This is a genomic window from Enterobacter dykesii, from assembly GCF_008364625.2.
Lineage (GTDB): Bacteria > Pseudomonadota > Gammaproteobacteria > Enterobacterales > Enterobacteriaceae > Enterobacter > Enterobacter dykesii.
This window is the reverse complement of sequence record NZ_CP126604.1, coordinates 1,749,309-1,770,727: the sequence shown is the minus strand read 5'-3', so window position 1 is coordinate 1,770,727 and position 21,419 is coordinate 1,749,309. Positions and strand designations below refer to the sequence as shown.

Annotated in this window: 23 protein-coding genes and 4 pseudogenes; 11 read left to right on the top strand and 16 right to left on the bottom strand. The window is 51.8% G+C overall.

Features of this window, described 5'->3' with window-relative positions; all coding sequences use genetic code 11:
• Window positions 1–27 precede the first annotated feature (27 nt).
• A complete protein-coding gene (locus F0320_RS08435; RefSeq protein WP_149323859.1) occupies window positions 28–912 on the top strand; it encodes a D-hexose-6-phosphate mutarotase in 885 nt (294 codons plus the stop codon).
• 78 nt (window positions 913–990) lie between these two features.
• Here F0320_RS08435 and F0320_RS08430 read toward each other — a convergent pair whose 3' ends face one another.
• Entirely contained in the window at window positions 991–1,737 is a 747-nt protein-coding gene (locus F0320_RS08430; RefSeq protein ID WP_047651918.1) for a MipA/OmpV family protein, read from the bottom strand.
• A gap of 431 nt (window positions 1,738–2,168) precedes the next feature.
• On the opposite strand from F0320_RS08430, the gene yeaG reads away from it, so the two are divergent.
• The 3 genes from yeaG (at window position 2,169) to F0320_RS08415 (ending at window position 6,061) form a co-directional block, all read left to right on the top strand.
• Window positions 2,169–4,103, top strand: coding sequence for a protein kinase YeaG (gene yeaG, locus F0320_RS08425; RefSeq protein ID WP_008500713.1), 1,935 nt, complete (start codon window positions 2,169–2,171; stop codon window positions 4,101–4,103).
• Between the two features lie 75 nt (window positions 4,104–4,178).
• On the top strand, window positions 4,179–5,462 hold the full coding sequence (locus F0320_RS08420; RefSeq protein ID WP_032651499.1) for a YeaH/YhbH family protein: 1,284 nt from the start codon (window positions 4,179–4,181) through the stop codon (window positions 5,460–5,462).
• Between the two features lie 98 nt (window positions 5,463–5,560).
• Entirely contained in the window at window positions 5,561–6,061 is a 501-nt protein-coding gene (locus F0320_RS08415) for a YbaK/prolyl-tRNA synthetase associated domain-containing protein (protein WP_047651996.1), read from the top strand.
• A 21-nt stretch (window positions 6,062–6,082) separates the two neighbouring features.
• On the opposite strand, the gene yoaI is transcribed toward F0320_RS08415, so the two are convergent.
• Window positions 6,083–6,187, bottom strand: coding sequence for a small membrane protein YoaI (gene yoaI / locus F0320_RS08410; RefSeq protein ID WP_010430055.1), 105 nt, complete (start codon window positions 6,185–6,187; stop codon window positions 6,083–6,085).
• Window positions 6,188–6,332: 145 nt separating this feature from the next.
• Here yoaI and F0320_RS08405 point away from each other — a divergent pair, with 145 nt between their 5' ends.
• Entirely contained in the window at window positions 6,333–6,779 is a 447-nt protein-coding gene (locus F0320_RS08405; RefSeq protein WP_024908579.1) for a DUF441 domain-containing protein, read from the top strand.
• Here F0320_RS08405 and F0320_RS08400 read toward each other — a convergent pair.
• Entirely contained in the window at window positions 6,763–7,554 is a 792-nt protein-coding gene (locus F0320_RS08400) for an AraC family transcriptional regulator (RefSeq protein WP_126328260.1), read from the bottom strand. The two genes, F0320_RS08405 and F0320_RS08400, sit on opposite strands and share 17 nt — an antisense overlap.
• A gap of 99 nt (window positions 7,555–7,653) precedes the next feature.
• Here F0320_RS08400 and F0320_RS08395 point away from each other — a divergent pair, with 99 nt between their 5' ends.
• Complete coding sequence (locus tag F0320_RS08395; protein WP_126328259.1) at window positions 7,654–8,841, top strand: CynX/NimT family MFS transporter; 1,188 nt, start codon at window positions 7,654–7,656, stop codon at window positions 8,839–8,841.
• A gap of 32 nt (window positions 8,842–8,873) precedes the next feature.
• On the opposite strand, the gene F0320_RS08390 is transcribed toward F0320_RS08395, so the two are convergent.
• Window positions 8,874–9,581: a CTP synthase C-terminal region-related (seleno)protein gene (locus F0320_RS08390; RefSeq protein WP_047651913.1), complete on the bottom strand. Its 708-nt coding sequence runs from the start codon at window positions 9,579–9,581 to the stop codon at window positions 8,874–8,876.
• A 101-nt stretch (window positions 9,582–9,682) separates the two neighbouring features.
• Between F0320_RS08390 and F0320_RS08385 the strand changes: the two genes are divergently transcribed.
• Entirely contained in the window at window positions 9,683–10,027 is a 345-nt protein-coding gene (locus tag F0320_RS08385; protein ID WP_126328258.1) for a DUF488 domain-containing protein, read from the top strand.
• Here the strand turns inward: F0320_RS08385 and F0320_RS08380 are convergent, their stop codons facing one another.
• Together F0320_RS08380 and F0320_RS08375 are read right to left on the bottom strand one after the other, a co-directional pair.
• The gene (locus F0320_RS08380; protein ID WP_126328257.1) at window positions 10,028–10,333 is read right to left on the bottom strand and encodes a hypothetical protein; all 306 of its coding nucleotides are present in this window, start codon (window positions 10,331–10,333) and stop codon (window positions 10,028–10,030) included.
• 80 nt (window positions 10,334–10,413) lie between these two features.
• Complete coding sequence (locus F0320_RS08375; protein ID WP_126328256.1) at window positions 10,414–10,668, bottom strand: putative hemolysin; 255 nt, start codon at window positions 10,666–10,668, stop codon at window positions 10,414–10,416.
• 309 nt (window positions 10,669–10,977) lie between these two features.
• Between F0320_RS08375 and F0320_RS08370 the strand changes: the two genes are divergently transcribed.
• Complete coding sequence (locus F0320_RS08370; RefSeq protein ID WP_126328255.1) at window positions 10,978–12,006, top strand: sensor domain-containing diguanylate cyclase; 1,029 nt, start codon at window positions 10,978–10,980, stop codon at window positions 12,004–12,006.
• 45 nt (window positions 12,007–12,051) lie between these two features.
• Window positions 12,052–12,150, top strand: coding sequence for a YoaK family small membrane protein (locus F0320_RS08365; RefSeq protein ID WP_029739841.1), 99 nt, complete (start codon window positions 12,052–12,054; stop codon window positions 12,148–12,150).
• Window positions 12,151–12,281: 131 nt separating this feature from the next.
• Here F0320_RS08365 and F0320_RS08360 read toward each other — a convergent pair whose 3' ends face one another.
• From F0320_RS08360 to F0320_RS08350, 3 genes and pseudogenes are all read right to left on the bottom strand, one after another.
• Complete coding sequence (locus F0320_RS08360; protein WP_006174788.1) at window positions 12,282–12,530, bottom strand: GlsB/YeaQ/YmgE family stress response membrane protein; 249 nt, start codon at window positions 12,528–12,530, stop codon at window positions 12,282–12,284.
• A gap of 284 nt (window positions 12,531–12,814) precedes the next feature.
• Window positions 12,815–14,299, bottom strand: coding sequence for a sensor domain-containing diguanylate cyclase (locus F0320_RS08355; protein ID WP_374693098.1), 1,485 nt, complete (start codon window positions 14,297–14,299; stop codon window positions 12,815–12,817).
• 113 nt (window positions 14,300–14,412) lie between these two features.
• Window positions 14,413–15,012, bottom strand: a pseudogene (locus F0320_RS08350) (EAL domain-containing protein); the annotation flags it as partial.
• A gap of 361 nt (window positions 15,013–15,373) precedes the next feature.
• Here F0320_RS08350 and F0320_RS08345 point away from each other — a divergent pair.
• Window positions 15,374–16,873 carry an EAL domain-containing protein gene (locus tag F0320_RS08345; protein WP_126328254.1) on the top strand — a complete coding sequence of 500 codons (1,500 nt, stop codon included), beginning with the start codon at window positions 15,374–15,376 and terminating at the stop codon, window positions 16,871–16,873.
• 290 nt (window positions 16,874–17,163) lie between these two features.
• Here F0320_RS08345 and F0320_RS08340 read toward each other — a convergent pair whose 3' ends face one another.
• From F0320_RS08340 to F0320_RS08330, 3 genes and pseudogenes are all read right to left on the bottom strand, one after another.
• On the bottom strand, window positions 17,164–17,409 hold the full coding sequence (locus tag F0320_RS08340; protein ID WP_063440335.1) for a DUF2543 family protein: 246 nt from the start codon (window positions 17,407–17,409) through the stop codon (window positions 17,164–17,166).
• 74 nt (window positions 17,410–17,483) lie between these two features.
• Complete coding sequence (locus F0320_RS08335; RefSeq protein WP_047651907.1) at window positions 17,484–17,831, bottom strand: DUF1304 domain-containing protein; 348 nt, start codon at window positions 17,829–17,831, stop codon at window positions 17,484–17,486.
• A 77-nt stretch (window positions 17,832–17,908) separates the two neighbouring features.
• Window positions 17,909–18,079, bottom strand: a pseudogene (locus F0320_RS08330) (NADP-dependent isocitrate dehydrogenase); the annotation flags it as partial.
• Window positions 18,080–18,301: 222 nt separating this feature from the next.
• Between F0320_RS08330 and F0320_RS08325 the strand changes: the two are divergent.
• A pseudogene (locus F0320_RS08325) lies at window positions 18,302–18,550 on the top strand (SOS response-associated peptidase family protein); the annotation flags it as partial.
• Here the strand turns inward: F0320_RS08325 and F0320_RS08320 are convergent.
• From F0320_RS08320 to cor, 4 genes and pseudogenes are all read right to left on the bottom strand, one after another.
• Window positions 18,550–18,882: a FlxA-like family protein gene (locus tag F0320_RS08320; protein WP_040017211.1), complete on the bottom strand. Its 333-nt coding sequence runs from the start codon at window positions 18,880–18,882 to the stop codon at window positions 18,550–18,552. The pseudogene F0320_RS08325 and the gene F0320_RS08320 sit on opposite strands and share 1 nt — an antisense overlap.
• A gap of 202 nt (window positions 18,883–19,084) precedes the next feature.
• Window positions 19,085–19,663, bottom strand: a pseudogene (locus F0320_RS08315) (DUF4113 domain-containing protein); the annotation flags it as partial.
• A 78-nt stretch (window positions 19,664–19,741) separates the two neighbouring features.
• Window positions 19,742–21,025 carry a tail fiber domain-containing protein gene (locus F0320_RS08310; protein WP_149323860.1) on the bottom strand — a complete coding sequence of 428 codons (1,284 nt, stop codon included), beginning with the start codon at window positions 21,023–21,025 and terminating at the stop codon, window positions 19,742–19,744.
• A gap of 56 nt (window positions 21,026–21,081) precedes the next feature.
• Complete coding sequence (gene cor / locus F0320_RS08305) at window positions 21,082–21,321, bottom strand: phage exclusion lipoprotein Cor (RefSeq protein ID WP_126328655.1); 240 nt, start codon at window positions 21,319–21,321, stop codon at window positions 21,082–21,084.
• Window positions 21,322–21,419 lie beyond the last annotated feature (98 nt).

Below are 21,419 nucleotides of genomic sequence, written 5' to 3'. Positions count from 1 at the left end.
TTTATTTATAAGACAGAGGATTGCTTAATGATTAATAAAATTTTTGCACTTCCGGTAGTCGAACAACTTACCCCTGTGCTCTCCCGCCGTCAGATTGACGGCGCTGATATCATCGTCGTTGACCACCCGCGCGTTAAGGCCTCCGTGGCGCTGAACGGCGCCCACCTGCTTTCCTGGAAACCGGAAGGCGAAGCTGAAGGCTTATGGCTGAGCGATGCGACCTCCTTCAAAAAAGGGGGAGCGATTCGCGGCGGCGTGCCGATCTGCTGGCCATGGTTCGGCCCGTCCGCCCAGCCGGGTTTGCCTTCTCACGGTTTTGCCCGTAACCAGCAGTGGACGTTAAAAGCGCATAATGAAGATGACAACGGCGCAGTGCTGACCTTTGAGCTGCAGGCTAATGATGAAACCCGCGCCCTCTGGCCGCACGATTTCACCCTGTACGCCCGATTTAAGCTGGGTAAAACCTGTGAAATCGAACTGGAAGCCCATGGCGAGTTCGAAACCACCTCTGCCCTGCACACCTATTTCAACGTGGGTGATATCAGCGCAGTGAAGGTGAGCGGCCTGGGCGATACCTATATCGACAAAGTGGATAACGCGAAAGAAGGCAAACTGAGCGACGGCGTTCAGGCATTCCCTGACCGTACTGACCGCGTTTACCTGCACCCGGAAGCGTGCAGCGTGATCCACGACGGCGCCCTCAACCGCGGCATTGAAGTGGTCCATCATCATCACAGCGACGTGGTGGGCTGGAACCCGGGCCCTGCCCTTTCCGCCAGCATGGCCGACATGACGGATGAAGGGTATAAAACGTTTGTCTGCGTGGAAACCGCCTGCGTGACCACCCCGCAGAAAGCGAGTGAAGAAAAACCGTCTCGTTTAGGGCAGACGATCCGCATTGTTAAGCGATAAATTCGCTGCACCACGCTAAAGCAAACGGGGCGCAAGCGCCCCGTTTTAATGCATCAATTGCACGATATTAGTGCGCAATCAGAACTTGTAGCTCACACCCACAGAGAAGATGCCTGCCCAGGACTTATCGACCATCGGGCTGTCCTTCACTTCATCGCTCAGACGCTCATAGCGACCGGTACCGTACACGCTCCAGTCGCCAAGGAAGTTGTAGGTCGCGGTCAGCTCCAGGTAAGGATCCCAGCCGTCATCTGCACTGTAGCTTTTCAGACCACTGCGACGGGACTCGTTTTTAGAGACGCCGTAGTAGTAGTCGTTGTAGTTCTCGCTGTTGTACTGCACACCGATACCCGGCGTCAGGGTGAGCCCACCGTTGGTGTAGCGGTACAACCATGCCAGATCCCAGATAAAACCGTTGCTGTTATCCAGCGTGTCACCCGCCAGGGCAGTACGCAGGAAACCATACTCGGTGTTATGTACATAGGAGAGTCCGGCCATCATGGTACTTTTACGCTTGTCGAGCTGGCGAAGCGCGTGGCTGTCGCTGTCACCCGGCTTGAAGTGCGTTGGGTCGTAGTAGGCCATGATGGAGAGCTTATCGGCCTTATCGTTCCAGAGATAGTAGCCGCCGCCGAGCCCGCGGAACCAGACGTTATCGCCTTCATAAGTGATAACGGGAACAGGATAAACATCACGGTCATACTGTTTATACGGGCTGTTAATGACGCCAACACCCGCGCCAACCGTCCACTGACTTTCCGCCTGTGCGGTGCTTACTGCGGTCGCGGCAAGGATGCCTAATGCCAGAAGTTTGAGTTTGGTCACAATCCATTCTTTCCTGTAGTCAAATAATCAGCGGGTGAAGTGTAACCGCCATTCCCGTACATCCCAAAATTTTTTGCCTGCTAATCAGTCTGATTAACCCATTATTTTTAACTTTTCAGATGACAACACGCTTTCATTTATATGACCACTGAATGAAAAACGTGCATTTGTCTTATAGCGACAGTGGAAATTTTTGGATGAGTTATTGATATGTCATTGAAAGTAGATTTTCTGGGCATGCAAGTTTTGCAAATGCCATCTACGCTTTAATTTAAGAAGAGTTTTCCTGAACACCCTGCGGTTCTTAGCGTCTGACCTGGCACACAGGTTGCTGCTCTGGCAGTGAGGTGCGAGAGATTCTCTTCCGGGAGCCTCCACTACTCATACGAACGGCTCTTATCCTGTGCTAAAAAACGAAAGGACGGCATGCCATGAATATATTCGATCACTATCGCCAGCGCTATGAAGCTGCCAAGGACGAAGAGTTCACACTGCAGGAGTTTCTTACCATCTGTCGGCAAGATCGCAGTGCCTATGCCAATGCGGCAGAACGGCTATTGATGGCTATTGGTGAGCCAAACATGGTTGACACTGCCCTGGAGCCTCGGCTTTCCCGTCTCTTTTCGAATCGGGTGGTCGCCCGATACCCGGCGTTTGAAGAGTTCTATGGTATGGAAGATGCCATCGAACAGATTGTCTCCTATCTGAAGCATGCCGCTCAGGGTCTGGAAGAGAAGAAACAGATCCTCTATTTACTCGGCCCGGTGGGTGGCGGTAAATCCTCGCTGGCTGAACGCCTGAAGTCGCTGATGCAGCGCGTCCCTATCTATGTGCTGAGCGCCAACGGTGAACGCAGCCCGGTGAACGACCATCCGCTGTGCCTGTTCAATCCGCAGGAAGACGCGCAGATTCTGGATAAAGAGTATGGCATCCCACGTCGCTACCTCGGCACCATTATGTCGCCGTGGGCGGCAAAACGCCTGCACGAGTTTGGTGGCGACATCACCAAATTCCGCGTGGTGAAGGTCTGGCCGTCTATCCTTGAGCAGATCGCCATCGCCAAAACGGAACCCGGTGATGAGAACAACCAGGATATCTCGGCTCTGGTGGGTAAAGTCGATATCCGTAAGCTGGAAAACTTCGCGCAAAACGATCCGGATGCCTACGGTTACTCCGGCGCGCTGTGCCGTGCTAACCAGGGGATAATGGAATTCGTCGAGATGTTTAAAGCACCGATTAAAGTGCTGCATCCACTGCTGACGGCTACCCAGGAAGGCAACTACAACGGGACGGAAGGTATTTCCGCCCTGCCGTTTAACGGGATTATCCTCGCCCACTCGAACGAATCTGAATGGGTGACCTTCCGTAATAATAAAAACAATGAGGCCTTCCTTGACCGCGTGTACATCGTCAAGGTGCCTTATTGCCTGCGGATCTCCGAAGAGATCAAAATTTACGAGAAACTGCTTAACCACAGCGAGCTGGTGCATGCACCCTGCGCGCCCGGCACGCTGGAAACGCTGTCGCGCTTCTCCATCCTTTCGCGTCTGAAAGAGCCGGAAAACTCCAGCATCTATTCGAAAATGCGCGTCTATGACGGTGAAAGCCTGAAAGATACCGACCCGAAAGCGAAGTCATATCAGGAATACCGCGACTATGCCGGGGTTGATGAGGGGATGAACGGTCTGTCCACGCGTTTCGCGTTTAAGATCCTCTCCCGCGTCTTTAACTTCGACCATGCGGAAGTGGCGGCCAACCCGGTTCATCTGTTCTACGTGCTGGAGCAGCAAATCGAACGCGAGCAGTTCCCGCAGGAGCAGGCTGAACGCTATCTTGAATTCCTCAAAGGTTACCTGATCCCGAAATACGCCGAGTTCATTGGCAAAGAGATCCAGACGGCCTACCTGGAATCCTATTCAGAATACGGGCAGAACATTTTCGACCGTTATGTCACCTATGCTGACTTCTGGATCCAGGATCAGGAGTACCGCGACCCGGATACCGGCCAGTTGTTTGACCGTGAGTCCCTGAACGCGGAGCTGGAAAAAATTGAGAAGCCTGCCGGGATCAGCAACCCGAAAGACTTCCGTAACGAGATTGTGAACTTTGTCCTGCGCGCCAGAGCGCATAACAACGGGCGCAATCCGAACTGGACCAGCTACGAGAAACTGCGCACGGTCATTGAGAAGAAAATGTTCTCCAATACCGAAGAGCTGCTGCCGGTGATCTCGTTTAACGCCAAAACCTCAACCGATGAGCAGAAAAAGCACGACGATTTTGTCGACCGTATGATGGAAAAAGGCTACACCCGCAAGCAGGTCCGCCTGCTCTGCGAATGGTATCTGCGCGTGCGTAAATCGTCTTAAAAACAAGTGCCCGGTGGCGGTTAGCGCTGACCGGGCCTACAAAATGCAAGTTGGCAAATGCAGTACGGGGGGTATATGACCTGGTTTATTGACCGGCGTCTTAACGGCAAAAACAAGAGCACGGTGAACCGCCAGCGCTTCTTGCGTCGTTATAAAGCGCAAATTAAACAGTCTATCTCCGAGGCCATCAACAAACGCTCGGTGACCGACGTCGACAGCGGCGAGTCTGTCTCCATCCCCACCGATGACATCAGCGAACCGATGTTTCATCAGGGGCGTGGCGGCCTGCGCCATCGCGTACACCCAGGTAATGACCACTTCGTTCAGAACGACAGAATTGAGCGTCCTCAGGGCGGCGGCGGTGGTTCAGGAAGCGGTCAGGGACAAGCCAGCCAGGACGGTGAGGGTCAGGACGAATTTGTCTTCCAGATTTCGAAAGACGAATATCTCGACCTGCTGTTTGAAGACCTGGCGCTGCCGAATCTGAAAAAAAATCAGCATCGTCAGCTTAACGAATATAAAACCCATCGCGCGGGCTATACCGCCAACGGCGTGCCCGCCAATATCAGCGTCGTGCGTTCGTTGCAGAATTCGCTGGCGCGACGAACGGCCATGACGGCGGGCAAACGGCGCGAACTGCGCGAACTGGAGAGCAGCCTGAAGGTCGTGGAAAACACGGAACCGGCGCAACTGCTGGAAGAGGAGCGTCTGCGTAAAGAAATTGCCGAGCTGAGGGCGAAGATTGAACGGGTACCGTTTATCGACACCTTCGACCTGCGCTACAAGAATTACGAAAAACGCCCTGAGCCCTCCAGCCAGGCGGTGATGTTCTGTCTGATGGACGTTTCCGGCTCGATGGACCAGGCCACCAAGGATATGGCGAAGCGTTTTTATATTCTGCTCTACCTGTTCCTGAGCAGAACCTATAAGAACGTGGAGGTGGTCTATATCCGCCACCACACTCAGGCGAAAGAAGTAGATGAACATGAGTTCTTCTACTCGCAGGAGACCGGTGGGACCATCGTATCAAGCGCTCTGAAGCTGATGGATGAAGTGGTCAAAGAGCGTTACGACCCGGCGCAGTGGAACATTTATGCCGCGCAGGCGTCCGATGGCGACAACTGGGCCGATGACTCACCGCTGTGTCACGAGATTCTGGCGAAGAAAATTCTGCCGGTGGTGCGTTACTACAGCTATATCGAAATTACCCGTCGCGCGCACCAGACCCTGTGGCGGGAGTATGAACATCTGCAGGCAATGTTCGATAATTTTGCCATGCAGCATATCCGTGACCAGGATGATATTTATCCGGTGTTCAGGGAGCTGTTCCACAAGCAATCTGCTACCAGCAACGCATAATCCAACAGCCAGCGAACGCGCTGGCTGTTTTCTTTCGACCCCGTTCATCCCGTGCTAATGTAGAACCCTGCATACAGGATTATCACCGGGAAATGGTTATGACTGACGACGTTATTGGGGCAGGAACCCACCAGCAGCTGATTACCTTACTCACCGAGCAGGGCGCGCGGTTTCGCGTCATGGAGCATGAGGCGGTTGGGAAATGCGAAGCGGTAAGTGAAATTCGCGGGACCGATCTGCGGCAAGGCGCAAAAGCCCTGGTCTGCAAGGTGAAGGGAAACGGCGTAAAAAAACACGTTCTGGCGATCCTCGCCGCCGATCTGCAGGCAGACCTGAGCCAGCTTGCCAGCCATTTTGGCGGGCTGAAGGCCTCCCTCGCCAGCCCGGCCGAGGTCGATACCCTGACCGCCTGCGTTTTCGGCGCGATCCCGCCCTTTAGCTTCCATCCTGACCTGGCGCTGGTTGCCGACCCGCTGCTGTTCGAGCGCTTTGACGAAATCGCCTTTAACGCCGGTTTACTGGAGAAATCCGTGATTATGGATACCCAGGATTACCTGCGCATCGCCCGTCCTGAGCTCGTCACCTTCCACAAAGCGTAACTGCGATGGCTGGCGCTCCTGTCAGCCTTTTCGTTCCAGAAAAAGCACGGAGGCAACGAGAATAACGGCAATAGCGAAAAACGATGAGGAGATAATCAGCGTTTCAACAAACATGTGATCGTTCATGATGGCGACCCCTTTTGCGATATCTGCCTTCGTTTTAATCCGCGTAAATGACAAGGTTATGACAACGACAAAATCTTTTTAAAACTGTTCTCTGCCGCGTTTGCGCGTACAGTAAACAGAACAATTTTTCTGGCAAGGATTCCCTATGTTTGACCCTACTCTGCTCATTCTTCTGGCACTGGCCGCGCTCGGCTTTGTTAGCCATAACACCACCGTCGCCATCTCGATTCTGGTGCTGATTATTGTTCGCGTGACCCCGTTAAATACCTTTTTCCCGTGGATAGAAAAACAAGGCCTCACCATCGGGATCATCATTTTAACCATCGGGGTAATGGCGCCCATCGCCAGCGGCACGCTTCCCGCCTCAACGCTGCTGCACTCGTTTGTAAACTGGAAATCGCTGGTGGCGATCGCGGTGGGGATTTTTGTTTCGTGGCTGGGCGGACGCGGCGTTACGCTGATGAGCAGCCAGCCCTCGCTGGTGGCGGGTCTGCTGGTGGGCACCGTGCTGGGCGTGGCGCTCTTTCGCGGCGTTCCGGTGGGGCCGCTGATTGCGGCAGGCCTTGTCTCTCTGTTTATTGGGAAGTCGTAGTCAGGCTGGCCATATAACGCGCCGGCGTCTGGCCCAGTCCCTTTCTGAACATGGTGATAAACGCGGTGGTCGAGTCATAGCCGAGTGTCTGTGCCACCTGCTGTACCGATTTCCCACCGATCAAATGCTGTAACGCCACGATCAGCTGCAGCTGGTGACGCCAGCGGCGAAAGCTTAAGCCGGTCTCTTTCACCACCAGCCGCGCCAGGTTGCGTTCGCTCATGGCAAAGTGGCTCGCCCACTGCGTCAGCGTCTGCCAGGCGGCGGGCTCTTCCGCCATTTTCTCGCTCATCAGCCGAATTTTAGGATGAGGCGAGACGGGCAGCTGCAGATGCTCCTGACGCTGGAGCGGCAGCTCGTCAAACAGAACGTCCACCAGGCGCGAGGTGGCCGCAAGAGTGAGTTGTTCAGGCGATTTTTCCGCCAGGGATAAAATCAGCTCCCGCACCAGAGGGGAGATTTTCAGGGTGCAGCAGCGGTCGGGCAAGCTTGCCGCCCCCGGTTCAATGAACAAAAAGCAGAGCTGCGCGCCCGGGGTGGCCCTGTTGCTGTGCGGCATCTGGCCGGGGATCCAGACGGCGTACTGGGGCGGAACCATCAGCATGGCATTTTCCACTTCGCAGGTGATCGCGCCGCCGAGGGCCAGAATCAACTGCCCCTTACGGTGATGATGTCGGGGAATATACTGTTCCTCCGCCACCACGCGAATGCGAAATGCGACGGCCGCATCGTGCTGGCTATCGGGATCATAGCCGTCCAGTCCCAGACCAATCATCAGTTTGTCCGATATTAGCGATAAACTGTCATTTTAGCCTGATTTAAACCGCCGGGAAAATCGGTATTGTGGGCGCTCGCTTGAACGTATGAGAACATAATGACTACTGCTATTCGCACCTCAGGAAAACACGGCGCGCTGTTGATTGCAGGCATCCTGATGATTGCCACTACGCTTCGCGTCACCTTTACCGGGGCAGCCCCGCTGCTCGACACTATTCGTCTTGATTATGGCTTAAGCACGGCGCAAACCGGTCTGCTGACCACCCTGCCCCTGCTGGCTTTCGCCCTTATCTCGCCGCTCGCCGCAGGCGTTGCCCGACTTATCGGCATGGAGCGCAGCCTGTTTGTCGCCCTACTGCTGATTTGCATCGGAATTGCACTTCGCTCTCTGCCTTCCGCCGTGCTGCTTTTCATCGGAACGGCGGTCATAGGCTGCGGGATTGCGCTAGGGAACGTGCTGTTACCCGGATTAATTAAACGTGACTTTCCGGGCCAGGTGGCGAAACTCACCGGTGCCTACTCCCTGACGATGGGCGTGTCGGCGGCGCTTGGCTCGGCGCTGATTGTTCCCCTGGCGCAGGGTAATGCGGGCTGGCACGGCGCGCTGCTGATGCTGATGGCGTTTCCGCTGGTCGCGCTGCTGCTCTGGCTGCCGCAGTGGCGTCAGAAACACGTTGCGACGGTAACGGGCGCTGGCGCGCTGCATAATCGCGCCATCTGGCGCTCGGCACTCGCCTGGCAGGTGACGCTCTTTTTGGGGATTAACTCGCTGATTTACTACGTCATCATTGGCTGGCTGCCGGCGATATTGCTCAGCCACGGCTACAGCGAAGCTCAGGCCGGCTCGGTGCACGGGCTGTTGCAGCTGGCCACGGCCGTGCCGGGGCTTGCCGTTCCGCTGATCCTCCACCGTCTGAAAGATCAGCGGGGGATCGCCGGTGCGGTTGCACTGATGTGCGCGGTTAGCGCGGCGGGGCTGTGGTTTATGCCTGATATGGCGGTGATGTGGACGCTGGTGTTTGGCTTCGGCTCCGGAGCAACGATGATCCTCGGCCTGACGTTCATCGGTCTGCGCGCCAGCTCTGCGCATCAGGCTGCGGCCCTGTCCGGCATGGCGCAGTCGATTGGCTATCTGCTCGCCGCCTGCGGCCCTCCGCTGATGGGGAAAATTCACGACAGCGCGGGAGACTGGCGGATCCCGCTTCTGGGCTGCGCCCTGGCCGCCGTGATAATGGCTATTTGCGGCGTGCTCGCCGGGCGAGACCGGGAGATCGCGCCCCGTTAAAGACTGTGGCAGACCATTGGGTCTGCCTTTTCTTACCCGCGCGCCGCGCGCAGCATCGCCTGCACCAGCACGACCGGGCGTCCCTCCAGCGCACTACGTTCATGCTGGAATAAGGTGATCACGAAGAACGGGTGCGTAACCAGCTCCGCGGCGCGAATTTCCCCCTGTTCGTCCCAGCCCGTAACGTGCATATCACCGCTTTCCAGCGCCTGTGCAAACGCCGGCGACACGCCATAGTTACAGTGATATCCCTCTTCAATTTCCGGCTTGCCGTACGCTTTTGCGATCAGCGTATTTTTGCGCAGCTCAATCGCATCGGTTTTTTCCACCAGCGAGCAGGTCAGCGGCGCAATCACCATGGTGCCTTCGGTATCCGTCTCGGCATGGGCCGCATCAGCCCAGCCCAGCACGTTTCGGGCATACTCAATCAGCGCGTGCTGGAATCCGCCGCAGGTGCCAAGGAACGGTACGCCGTTTTCACGGGCGTAACGCGCGGCGATAAAGGCCGCCTCGGTGTTTTTATAGGGGCTGGCAGGCACCAACCAGATGGCATCATAGCCCACCAGATCTTCAGGGCTCGTCAGCTCCGTGGTGGCAAGCCAGTCGTAATCGGCGGTGAGGTCAAGGACTGCGGCGGCGTCGTCAATGGCCAGCGGGATCGCCTGATGCGCAATAACACTGGGATTGTAATCGCCAACCAGAGCAATGCGCAGCGTCGTTTTAACCGGGAGGTGTTCCATGAAAGGTTCCTTATGCCAGAGTATTATCAGATAACATAAGGAACCTCAGACTACCGATCTTCTGCAATTATCACAATACCTTAAATTGGGAGGGTGGAATCATGATCCAATGCAAACGCGTATACGAGCAGGCAGCTCCGGACGACGGCTATCGGGTGCTGGTGGACAAGCTGTGGCCGCGCGGGGTCAAAAAAACGGACCTCGCGTATGATGAATGGTGCAAAGCGCTCACGCCCTCGAATGAATTACGCAAGGCCTTTCATAGCAAAACCATTGATTTCACCGCCTTCAGTAAGGCCTATCGGGAAGAACTGGCGCAGCATGCTGATGAGGGAAGGCGTCTGGCAACGCTGGCGAACAGGCAGACCGTCACCCTGCTCTTTGCTGCCAAAAACACGGAGCAAAATCACGCCCTGGTATTAGCCGACTGGCTGCGCCATCTCTGATCAGCCGATCGCCAGCTCATCGAGAATTTGCGGTGCTTCATCGGGGGTGAGCGGCATCAGATGTTCGGCGCGGACAAACGCAAAGCCGTGCTGATTGTCAAAGGCGTAAACATCACCCGTCACCAGCCAAAGCGCGCGATCCGCAGTTGCGGGAAGTTGCGTCATCACGCCGTTGACCGGGTTCACGAAACGCAGGCCAGGCTCGCAGAGGCCAAACAGCTCAACAGATTTACCAATATTGCGACGGCCTGACGCCGTGCGGGCACCCACGATCATCGCCATGCTGCCCGGTTTAAGCTGGAACATACTTCTCTCGCAGAAACTCACGCCAGAAACTGGCTAAGATTAATCCTAAAGAGAAGTGTATCGCAGGCAATATAGGTCTGTCACCTGGCGGGTTGCGGATGATCGCGACGGTAAAGCGTCCATTCATCTATCACTTCACCCCCCGGTAGTTTGCACTCCGTGCGTACGCCCTGCGGGCTTTGAACCGGGATCTGTTCCCCGCCTTTATCCAGGCAGTACACGGAGGCCGGGTTCGCCATACCGATAGCGTGCGGCGGTTTCGGGGCATCGGGTGGGGTTGTTTTCGCGGTGCAGGCAGCCAGGGGAAGCGCCAGCGCCAGAAGCAGAAATCTCATCTCATTGATCCTTGTGACATCATTACAGTCTAAGGGTAACGGTTCATCGCCGCGTTCTCCATGATTTCTCCATTTTAACTGCACTTTTCAACACTATAGTGTGCCATGTTCTCGATATGACCAGAGAACATCATTCCGTAATCAATATGTCTTTGCCCCGGTCTCAACAACGGGGCTTTTTTTCTCTGCTGCAGCCCCCTCCCTGCATATATTAAATTTTTTATATTCATGTTTTACTATGCCTGAAGCCTAAAAATTCAGCATAACATGCAGATGCAGACGTCTTCTGCATGGGAGTCATTCTACGTCATGTCGGATATTATCCTTGCCCGTGTTTCTGAAACCCTCGCCACTGAACAATCCCTTGAAGGTCTCGTTCGCCAGCTGCTGGAGATGCTGGAAATAGTGACTGACATGGAGTCGACTTACCTCACCAAGGTGGATATCGAAGCCCGACTGCAGCATATCCTCTACGCCCGCAACAGCAAGCAGATGACAATCCCTGAGGGGCTGAGCGTCCCATGGGATGAAACACTGTGCAAGCGCGCGCTGGATAGCGGCACCGTATTCAGCAACGACGTTCCCGAACGCTGGCCGGAGTGCGAGGCGGCGAAAGCACTCGGCATTACGACCTACATGAGTATTCCTGTCCATCTTGCGGATGGTTCACTCTACGGAACGCTCTGCGCCACCAGCACGGCCAGAAAGCCGCTTAGCGAGCGCGGTGAACAGGTTCTGAAGTTATTCGCCGGGCTGATTGCCCAGTCCATTCAGAAAGAGTCGCTGATGACTCAGCTTCGCGAAGCCAATGCGGCCCTCATCGCGCACTCTTACACGGATGCCCTTACCGGTTTACCCAACCGTCGCGCCATTTTTGAAGATCTGACCACGCTGTTTTCCCTGGCGCGCCACCTTAAACGTAACACCGTCATCGCGTTCATCGATCTGGATGATTTCAAGCTGATTAACGATCGCTACGGACACGAGGCTGGTGACCAGTTCCTGATAGAAGTGGGCAAGCGTCTGACGAAAGAAAAACAGCAGGACGATATCATTGGCCGGCTGGGCGGCGATGAGTTTCTGGTGGCTTCACTAAGCGCATATCACAGCGACGGAGATAACGCGCAGGTCACTCTGCTCAAAACGCGCCTCAGCGCCTGCATTGCCGGTGAATACTGGCTGGGTAGCGTCAACCTCATTTATCCCGGAGCAAGTCTCGGCGTTATCGAAGTGGACCCTGAGGTAACCGATCCGGACAGCGCATTACGCGACGCGGATGTCGCGATGTATCAGGATAAGAAAGGAAAAAGCAAAACACGCTTTCTCACTATGGATTAACCCCGTACACTCTACGGCGTTACAAAAACCGAAACAGGTGATGATATGAGAATAGGGATCCTCTTCCCGGTCGTTATTTTTATAACGGCGGTGATTTTTTTAGCATGGTTTTTTGTCGGTGGTTACGCGGCGCCTGGGGCATAAATGAGAAAAACGACCCTCGTTATGCTGATCGTTGCCATCGCGGCGTTTGCCGGCACACAGCTTGGCTGGTGGTAAACGCCACTACGTAAAAAGGCCGCCATCTGGCAGCCTTTTTTTAACGCTTGTAAGCCTTAGCTTTTGATTTTTCTGTAGATAAACAGAACAACCAGCGCACCGATCACCGCGACGGCAAAGCTGCCGAAGTTAAAGCCATCGACTTTACCAAAACCGAACAGCGTACTGATCCAGCCGCCGACTACCGCGCCGATAATACCCAGTATTACGGTAACGATAAAACCACCGCCATCTTTGCCCGGCATAATCCACTTCGCCAGAATACCCGCAATAAGCCCAAAGATAATCCAGGATAAAATTCCCATAACTTTCCTCTCTGTATGGTTTTTGTCATTAAATCAACGACACAAAAAAGAATAGCACAGGATTTCAGAAAGGAAATTTGTGATAGGCATCACAAAGAGAGAGTGCGCAATTATTCATCAACAAAAAGAACGGGCCACATAAACTGTGGGGTTGCATCTTTTGTTGAGAAAGATTATCTTTCTCAACACTGAATAGTTGAGCGAAACACTCAGGTATTCAGTACGACATTGCTCACATTGCTTCCAGTATTTCTTGCCCACTCCTGAGTGGGCTTTTTTTTAGTTCATACCCCAACAAACGCGTACCGGTTACGTCCTGCACGCTTTGCCTGATAGAGCGCCTGGTCGGCGGCAATAATAATATTCTGCTGGCTGCCCGCGATGTCGACCGCACGCGCGGTGGAAATCCCAACGCTTACCGTCACCCGCCCGAAGGGGCTAAAAGCATGCGAGATTTGCAGGGAAAACACGTTGCGAATAATCGTCTGCGCCAGTCGAAGCGCCTCCTGGATATCCGTATCAGGTAATATCAGCGCAAATTCCTCTCCGCCGTAGCGCGCCACAATCTGATTATCACGGGTAAGGCTCTCCCTGAGACTGTTTGCCAGCAGAGCCAGACACCGGTCCCCTTCCGGATGCCCGTAGTTATCGTTGTATTTTTTGAAGTAGTCCACATCCACTATCAATATCGAAATTGCAGCATCATGCGCGGCACAAAGCGCAATTTCCGAGAGGATTTTTTCATCAAAAATGCGACGGTTGTAAAGCCCGGTTAGCGCATCCTCAGAGGCGATAATCTTCAGCGCCTTATTATCTCTGGTTTTTCTGGATAAGTCGGAATACAGGAAGTATGACGCGACGATGAGTATCGCAGTGAAAACGAAAATGAGTAGCGCCAGTTGAATGGCCTGCTTACGCCACGGTGCGAGGGCTTCATCAATGCTGACGGCCACGGTGGTGACCAGTCCGTAGCGTCGGTTTTTCTCATAGGCATAAATGCGTTCGATTTTATCAAACCGCGAAATGGAACTGGCTATCCCGGTATTTTGTACCTTGAGGTATTTCCTGAAGAGCGGTGAATCAGAAACAATCGTGCCGATATAGGTATTTTTAAAAGGATAACGGACCAGCAGCACGCCTGACTCGGTTGTTAAGCCAATGACCCCCGCATGACCAATATTAATCTGCCCGTAGAGCGCGAGAAAATTCTCGATACCCAGCGTCACCACCACGACACCATTAAATGCCCCCGTGTGGGTTTCAAGGCGCCGACTAATGGTGATGACCCATTTACCATTGGTTCTGCTGACTACGGGCTCGCCAATAAAAATCTGCTGATTTTTATTTTCCTTGTGGTAGATAAAAAACTCTCTGTCAGAGCCTTTGCGTGGCCCCGTAAAACTTTCCTGCAGCGCGGTGAAGATATCGCCCTGCGCATTGTAAACAACCACGTTATTAATCTGGGTAAGAAGATTATCCTGATTATTTATCATTCGCTGAATATGGTTCGCCTGTTGCGGCGTCATGCCATAAATTTCGATTATGTCGGAAACGGTAGTAATTAACATTTCACTTTGGCGCATGATCCCCTCGGTGTAGACATCAAGGGTATGGCTCAGGTTGGCGACGCTGGTATTAATTTGCTGGATTGACTGCTGTCTGGACGTGGCAATTTGGACGGCAAGCGACAGCGAGATGATCAATGAGACAATGATGACGGTAATGGTTGTTGTGTAAAAAGTATTTTTCACATGCACGAGCTTTTCCACCTTATCACGCCTGACATCCCTGGCTGACAACTCGTGTCACTGTAACAAAGCTCAGGATAAGAGGAAAATGAATTGCACTTAAGCGTACAACAGAAGCTCGTCTTAATTTCGTTTTACAGACTGACCGTCTCCCGGGGCTTAGATAAAATGACTTTAATAAAATCGATACAGGAGACGGGCTTACCAAAATAATACCCCTGCAACAAAGTAATCTCATTACGGTTGAGATACTCCAGCTGCGCTTTCGTTTCTACGCCTTCAGCCACAATGCGCAAGGAGAGTTTTTTCGCCAGGTCAATGACGCAGTCCTGCAGGATCGTTGAGTCCTTTTCATCTGAAACCCGGTTCACAAAGCTTTTATCAATTTTAATATAATCAATGGCAAGTGCATTAAGGCATGACAGCCCGGAATAACCCGTACCAAAATCGTCCAGGGCAATAACAAAACCGGCGTTATGCAGCATGTTGAGGTTTTCCACGAGGTGAGGATTATCGATCAGCGGTTCACGCTCGGTCACCTCGAGAGCCAGTTTGACCTCTTTACCCTGAAACCCGTTCCCGAAGACGCGACAGTCACCGATAAATGAAGGCGCATTGATGTGTCTGGCGCTGATGTTCACCCCGATATGAAACCCGTCCGGTAGCTTAGGCAAAAGCGACTTAAGCTGGGTCACCACTTTTGCCATCAACCCTTTGGTCAGCGGTATAATCAACACGGCGTTCCAGGGAAGGGAAGTGTAACTCAGCTTCTCCATCTGCCATAGCTGCCAGTTAATAATCAGAATACCGCTCAGAAAAAGAAACAGAGCACTAAGAATAGGGATCATCACGTTGCGCACGATGTTTTCCTTAATAAAAAAAACAAACATCGATGTTCTGAAAGAAGAGCCTGTGCTAACCCGGTATTGCTTATAACAATGAAAATAGCTTAGCTAAGAATTATCTTAAAAAACTGATGCTTTCGTATGAGTTCACCTGCCAGCATTTACTCACATGACGTTACTATCAGGCTTGTTCCATGCCCTGGCTGTGTTAAGATTTGTGCAATCAGGGAGCGGACTGGATATCTGGAAAATGAAAAAGCTCATTGCCGTTGCTATCGTTTCAACGCTTCTGGTCTTCCTGTCTCTTTATGTGGTCAATGCTGTAATCATCGGTCAGCAGAAGAGCAAACAGCTTGAAATATCCCGTACCCTTTTACATTATTCAGAAGACGTGTCCCAAAGCGTGGCACTGGGTCTCAAAAGCATCACGACGCAGGGATGCGATAAATCCAGCCTCGATCGCTACAGACAAATTAAGCTTAATAATCTTTATTTCGCCGATATTGGTTTTATTGAGAAGGGAAAAATTGTCTGTACCGCTTTTTGGGGGAAACTCGCGACGCCCGTTGCACTTCCTGCAGAACTGCATAAAACGCCGAGGGGCTTTCTCCTGGCTCAGTTTTCGAGAAAAGACTTTTTCACGGGCAATGCGGCAATTTATAACAATATTATTATCTTCACCTCACGCTATGCTTACGATAAATTCACCCCGGTTACCGCAAGCTATTCGCTCAGTGCAACCACCAAAGACTTCGGCAGAGTCTTTTTTTCGGCCGCCACGGAGCTAAATCAGCAGAGCTGGCTGCATTCGACATTGTTTACTCTGACTCTGACACAGTGCAGCGCCTTCTGGGACCTGTGCGTCATCGTGAAGCATCACGACGCCGGGCTGGCCTCGTTACCTCCGTTTATCTTTGCGCTTCTCGCGGTTATTCTCTGTTTTATCTGGATCGCGATAACGTTATTTATCTTCCGTATCTATGAAGACCGTTTTTCTCTGGAACGTACGCTGATAAAAGCCGTTATCACGAATACCATCAGCGTTAACTATCAGCCCATTATCCGCATTCACGATCAAAAAATAGTAGGTGTAGAAATTCTGTCGAGATGGCGCGATCAAAAGCACGGGGACGTCTCTCCAGAGCTGTTTATCCCATTAATTAAGAAGATCGGTCTGTATAAAAAATATTACAGTAATATTATCGAAAAATCCCTTTCCGAAATTGCCCCTCTGGCGATAAAACACCAGCTGATAGTCTCAATAAACGTTGGGCACAAGGAAATTGAAGATGGACAGTTCATTACCATTTTGCGTCGTGCGTGTTTTGCCAATCACCTTCCCCTTTCGCTGATGAAGGTCGAACTCTCTGAGAAAGCCGTTTCCACGGCAGATATCCTCGAGGGATTCTGTCAGGAGTTGAAATCGCTCGGTGTTAAAATATCAATAGATGATTTTGGCGTACAAAATTCGAATCTCGCCCGTCTGTCTCTGCTTGAATATGATGAAATTAAAATTGATAAATCGCTGGTGGACGGCATCAGCGAGCATTATAAGCAAAACATCTTTGCAATCTTCTGCGATGCCCTTGCAAAATTAAATAAAACGCTTGTTTTCGAGGGCGTGGAAAATGAAATTCAATATCGCTTTATTGCGGACAGATATCCCGATGCGCTGATTCAGGGATGGTATTTTTCAAAAGCACTCACCCGGAGCGAGCTGGCGAAGCGACTCACCGGGGTCGCACCGTAACCCAAAGCCCGGCGTATCCGTTTTTTTCGCTCCGACGTTTCCATTTTTTTACGCAAAAACATATAGTCGTCACAATCAGACGGTAGATTACCCTGAAGCACACTCATATTTTGGTTAAAAACGTGAAATTATCCTTACTATTCCCAGTAGTACTCTTTTGTCTGACCGTTATTTTCGCGTTGTTTATCGACGCCCCCGCTTCGCATATTCTGCGGAAAAAATGTATGTGGTCCGATAGCGTGATGCTGAGCTGTATCGCAAAGCATCAGCATAACGGCTTTTGAAGCAGACTATTCATTTCCCCACTGATTGAGGAAATTCGCAATATCATCGATGCGACCCGCACGGATCCCGGCCTCAGTGGCCATCTCCTGCTGGGCTTCCTCGCTAATTTCCTCATTATTCGATAAACGGGTGAGCAGCAGCTGGAAATAATGAGCCAGCGCGTCACGCTCTGACTCAGCGACCTGCTCTGCGGCTTCCGTCGCGTACTCATCGGCAATGTCATAATATTTCAGTGGGATATCGTTGTTCATAACTGTCTCGTCGCTAATCTTTACGGGTAAAGCCATCAGTATATCGGACGCCTTATCTCAACCAAAGCATTGCTTCAGAGGAGTAACGCAAGCAGCGCTGCGAGAGCGGGCGCGGCCTGTACATACAAAATTTTTCGGCTGGCGGTGGCTGCGCCAAAGAGCCCGGCGATCAGCACGCAGGTCAGGAAGAAGATGGCCACCTGAATACCCTTTTCACCGAGCCAGAGGCTCCAGAGCAGACCAGCCGCCAGAAAACCGTTATACAGTCCCTGATTCGCGGCCAGCACGCGGGTGTCGCGCGCAAAGTCGGGGCGCAGATTAAAGGCCTTGTGCCCTGTTTTGGTATTCCACAGAAACATTTCCAGCACAAGAATGTAGAGATGAATGAAAGCAACGACAGCGATAAGGACAGTGGCTAACATCGTGTTGTCTCCCGCAGGCAGAGGCAAAAAAAACGGGAACCCTCAGGCCCCCGCTCTTGTTTAACCCAGAAACTGGATTACATGTTCGCGATAATCGCGTCGCCAAACTCTGAACATTTCAGCAGCTTAGCGCCTTCCATCAGACGTTCGAAGTCATAGGTAACGGTTTTCGCGTTGATCGCGCCTTCCATACCTTTAACGATCAGGTCTGCGGCTTCGAACCATTCCATATGACGCAGCAGTATTTCATTAAATCAATCATGATGCATTGATTTTTCAATCAAAAACTCATAATTGGCGCGTTCATCACACTTTTTTGACCACAAGCTAACCTATTGATTAGTTACGATGATTTTTGGGTTTTGATAACCACTTTTTGGTTTTATTGATTAATCTCTTAATGGGTTCGCTACGCTCCTCCTTCTCTCCCTGCTCTATAATTTGAGTTTGAGACTTGGCTGGAGGTTTCTATGTGCGGACGTTTTGCACAAGCTCAAACGCGTGAAGAATATCTGACCTATCTGGCCGATGAAGTCGATCGCGACATTCCATACGACCCGGAACCTATAGGCAGGAACAACGTCTCGCCCGGTACCAAGGTGCTGCTCCTGAGCAAACGCAACGAGCAGCTGCATCTTGATCCAGTCCTGTGGTCTTACGCGCCCGAATGGTGGGATAATACGCCACTGATTAATGCGCGTGTCGAGACGGCAACCACTCAGACGTAAATATCAATGGTGCCGGCAGTATTTGTATCGTCCTTTCTCTCTACTTTGTTATCAGGCTGAACTTTCGCATCCTTATTCTGTTTCTCTGCCTGCTGCCGTAACAACTGTTCAAGTTGAACTCTGAGGCTTTCAATTTGCTTCTGTACTAGTGCAGCCATTTCTTTTTTCTGCTCTGGCGTCATCCCCTCTTCCGATGAGATTTTCCCAAGCTTTTCAGTCAGCACTTGAATTTGTCTCATGATTTTGGCTATTTTTGATGTTCCTTCCGGGGCGGAGTTGTTTAAAATGGCAGTTGAGGCATTCCCCTGAATTGTGACAGACATAGATTTCTCCTTTTAAAAAAGCACTATCGGCACGCAATAAAATATCTTTAATCGTATTTTTGTTGCATTAATCGTTTGATGTTAATATTGATTTCCTAGCGCCTGGCGTATCTCAGAAAGCTAAGCTTGTTGACAGGAGGCAGAAGGGCTAGACGTTCGGCAATAATTTTCCTCCTGACGCGGCCCAAGACATCAGGAAAATTTATCGGACCCTAAGCAGGTCTGAATATCTCGTCGTATATCGAGGCGACAACATTTCTCGCTTCATTTGCCACTGCTGCTGTATGCCCTGCCCGGCAAAATAAAGCGTTCCCTTTCCATCTTTCCCGTTCAGATAATCCAGAACTTCCATCAACCTCTCGCTACCAGCACGCGGCGCGTTCTCATCGAACAGGTTGAGCTGGGCCACGCCTTGGCTGAAAAAATCCCCAAGCATGATCCCTGCCTTCTGGTACCGGTGGCCATCCTTCCAGATTTTGTCCAGGCACTTTACCGCGGCGTTAATGATGTCGCGTGAATCCTGAGTGGGGGTAAGAAGCTTCATGGACGCACTGTTACCATAATACGGCTCGTTAAGCGCAAAGGGAGAGGTTTTCACGAACGCAGAGATAAAGCGGCAGTACTGATGTTCACCCCGCAGTTTTTCAGCACCACGGGCAGCATAGCTGCAGATAGCCTGGCGCATCTGTTCATACTCAGTAACGCGTTCGCCGAATGACCGGCTGCAGACGATTTCCTGTTTAGCTGGTGCAAACTCCTCCAGATCCAGACATGGTTCGCCGTTTCGCTTCTAAGTTTCTCTCTCGTTTCAAATTATGACTTTTGTAAATTATTCGCTTCAAACTCCAATTGAGTAGTTTTAATCCAAAGCCCCTACATGCAGTTCTTTGATTAGCCTTTTGATGCAACTAACTTCATCCATTAGAGCAAGGATGGCTTCATGGTGAAGGGCGGCGGCCACACCGAAGGTATCGACTGATTTTACATCCTCTATTTCTGAGCCATCTCGTAACGTTGTTTTTCCATATGATTTGACTGCTTCAGGAAAAACCTTCTCGACTTCCTGAGCTATGAAGCCATACCCGTGCGCAGGAGTATCGAGGCGGTCCCATTCGACGCCTCGAAGTTGCTGCATTTTCATAAGCGGCTCTGCGATTACCGTTACATTTTCTTTGATGCGCTTGTCAGATGCTGTTACCCAATTGCCTGTGGCAGCGCCATTTGAATGGAATACCCATGCAACAAGTCCTTCCTGATCAGACCCTTTCAGGCCCAATGTCACGTTATCAAAATTAGCCCCGCCGCCACGGGCCCCCCCGAATGTCCATTCCCCTGTATACCAGGTTCCTCTAAGAATGTTGACATAATTTCCTGTATTTGGGTTATACCCATTGGCAACGATCAGGCTGATTCCGTTATTCATCAAACCACCGCCACCATTATCTCCTGAACTGATGGCAAATCCGGGATTACCGCCTACGCCGGGCTGGACTGTAATTGGGCTCGTGATTTTCCCACCCGCTTTCTGATCGACGGAATTTAATCGTGAATCGTTACCAGCGGCCACTGTTCCCGCTGCTGTTCCAACATCCCTGGTAGAGCTGTTTCCTAAACCGAGGTTTGTGCGAGCGCCTGATACCGTTGTCGAACCGGTACCGCCCTGTTCTACAGATAGCGCTGTCGTAAGTCCGCTGAGAGAGGTGATGTCGCGGTTTGCACCTTTTGCCGCCTTGCCTGAAAGTGATGTTGTAATGCTATTCCAGGCTGGGCCCGTCCATGTTGTGCCATCTGGCAGGGTTACCGTTACATTTCCGGTTCCAGAAAAAATACTTTGCCAGTTCTGTTTGTCGTAATTCAGTCCACGCAGCGCTTCAGCACTTTGCGCCACCAGCGCAGCAGTGACCATGTTCAGCGCCACGCGCGGGACCGCTGACCAGGCCGCGCCAGATTGCGTTGGCCCGGTAAAGTTGCTGACCAGTATCAGTTGGGTATCACTATCTACCGTTTTTACTGGTAACGTGTACGGAACGCCGCCCACAGTAGAGACAATGAAGTCACCTACGGCAAGTTCGGTAGTAAAAGAGGTTCCGGAACCGCCAACAATAGCGGATCCATTTGTCAGGGTGAGGGTACCTGCCGACATAAAAGACTCCTGAGTGCAGATAATAAAAAACCCGCCGAAGCGGGTTCTTGTTTTGTTCACTTTGAACAGGTCGACCTGGTGAAGTTATTTTTGCTCACCCATCGCCAATTGAAGGGGTAGCCTGCCCTATATTCTGTCTGATTGGCTACTTTGCGCACATCGTAAATCTGTACCGACAGAACCTGACCTCCAATAAGTGCTTCTGCCTCGCATAATGGCTTTTGCTTTTGCAGAACTGAACCAGAGCAAGCAGAAAGAAATAGGCAAAATGCCATCGCTAACATTATTTTCGTCATTTCACACCTTGATTAGTTTTTATTAAGTGAAAACTAACGCAGCGGTACTGAAATATAAAATAGATATAACAGATCAATTAAGTGAATTTGATCGCTTA